We start from the raw sequence: 2,039 nt of genomic DNA on the forward strand, positions 1-2,039 counted from the left end.
CTGAAAAAGAAATTCCAACCAAGTTTCTAGCAGATGAGAAATTTATCACATCTGGATACTTGCCGCTAAGCGATCGCCAACTGAAGGATTAAGATTATCTAAACTCAATCCTTGGACAATTCGCCGCGCTTTGATGTATTTCTCACTAATACTAACTAAGTTGTTAATCAAGCGTTGCTTCGACGCTGGTTGTTCGCGAAACTGCTTTTGGACGCCTTCATAAATCGATTCGAGTAGGCGCGGTACGCACATCATGTAATGGGGTTTAAATTCTTTTAAATCCCGCTTGACAGATCGCAAGTTAGTGTATACCTGAGTGCAACCTTGAGAAAATAAGAAATACTCACAAGTACGTTCGTAAACGTGCCAAGTAGGGAGGATGCTTAGCACAATATCTCCTACTTGTGGTTGTACCACTACACCAACCGTATTCAGTTGATACATCAAGTTGCCGTGAGATAGCATTACACCCTTAGGTTTACCCGTAGTTCCAGAAGTATACATTAGGGTCGCAAGGGTGTCACTGTTTTGTGTAACTGATTGTAAAGTGTGGTTTGCCCCAATTTCTATTAATTGGGAAAAGTTAACGATTTTTATAGATTCATCTGTCTGTGGTATTTCATCTGAAAGCAAGACTATAAGATGAATTGGGAGATCCTTAATACCCTCGTGCAATTTCTTAAAAGTTTTTAAATTTTCTACTACTAAAGCTGTAGAGCCACTATTATCCAAGATAAACAGCAGTTCTTGCCGTTCTGCTTGGGAGCTGCGAACCACATCTACTCCTCCCGCCCTGATTATGCCTTGATCTGCTATTAACCAATGGGGGGAGTTATCGGAAATAAGAGAAACGCGATCGCCTGCTTTTACTCCCAAAGCCTGTAAACCAGCAGCGAACTGCTGAATTTTTTGATTCAATTGGGTATAAGTCATGATAATTTCCGGCTTAGCGTGGGGGTCACGCAAAGCTACTCTATCCCCAAATTGCTTTGCAGCTAAGTTCCAAATTTCAGAAAGCGACTCTACATTTGAATAATCTACCAAAAGCTTTAGTTTCTGGCGATCTTGCTCAGATAAATTTATTTGCATTGTATTTTCTTTAGGTGTTTTTGACATAAGACGCAGCCTAAATAGTTAGGAAATTGTTTTTCCAGCATATTCCCTTATTAAGCTAAAATACCTGTCCTGGAATGACACAATTTCTTCTGTCTCTATCGATGTATTTACAAAAATTTATGATATATTGAGATTAGATAAATGAAAAGCAATGCAAATATTGCTTTTCATTTATTAGTTCTACGAATCGTGCTCATAGCTACAAATACTCAGCACCCATTTGTTAAAGGAGATGACTACCTGTGAATTCGGTGACCGCACTACTCCTCACTCTCATCAATATTATTGCCTGCCTTGCGTTCCCCAGGCTCTTATCTATGATTCTCTCTTTTATTTCCAAACGTACTCAAGCTTCACGAACAAGTTCAACAGTACGAAAAATAAAATCAGCAATTACAACTTTTCCTTATTGTACAACTTATACATTAACAGGAGGACCATTCTGTAAGTTTGGACCTAGTTTCTGTTCAAGGTGTTCACAGTAGTGACGACTCCACACACCTCCCCTCCGGGGTAGGTGTGGGCTTCTTCTATAGAAGCGCGTCATTAGCTTGAGTAGCCCGACATGCAAGGGTTACTACGTTTTGCAAGAATGTATAGGCACTTCAGAATGTAGGGCTAGCAACCCGTTTCCTAGTTCTGAACACTGCGGTTAGTAATTAAAAATTTCTACTGGTAGAGGGAAAGTGTTACTAGCGTGAAACCTTGGGAAAACATTGGCAAAGGAAACCACCCGCAAGGGTCGAACTCATTACTAGTTCAAACAAAAAATGCTCGTATTAGTTATCAACAAACACGGACAGCCGTTAATGCCCACAACCCCAAGAAAAGCGCGAATCTTTCTACAATCAGGCAAAGCCAAAATTGTAGGAAGAGATCCGTTTACGATTCAGTTGATTTATGGCAGCAGTGGCTACAAACAA

1 protein-coding gene and 1 pseudogene are annotated in these 2,039 nt (G+C 40.2%); one reads left to right on the forward strand and one right to left on the reverse strand.

Translation table 11 applies throughout. The features are described 5' to 3' along the window. Positions 1 to 51 precede the first annotated feature (51 nt). Positions 52 to 1,116 (reverse strand): annotated as a pseudogene (locus G4P69_RS37340) (AMP-binding protein); the annotation flags it as partial. Positions 1,117 to 1,886: 770 nt separating this feature from the next. Here G4P69_RS37340 and G4P69_RS37345 point away from each other — a divergent pair. After that, positions 1,887 to 2,039, forward strand: a 153-nt coding sequence (locus G4P69_RS37345; protein WP_208354937.1) for an RRXRR domain-containing protein, incomplete at its 3' end; no start/stop codon positions are given.

Source organism: Aetokthonos hydrillicola CCALA 1050, assembly GCF_017591665.1.
GTDB lineage: Bacteria > Cyanobacteriota > Cyanobacteriia > Cyanobacteriales > Nostocaceae > Aetokthonos > Aetokthonos hydrillicola.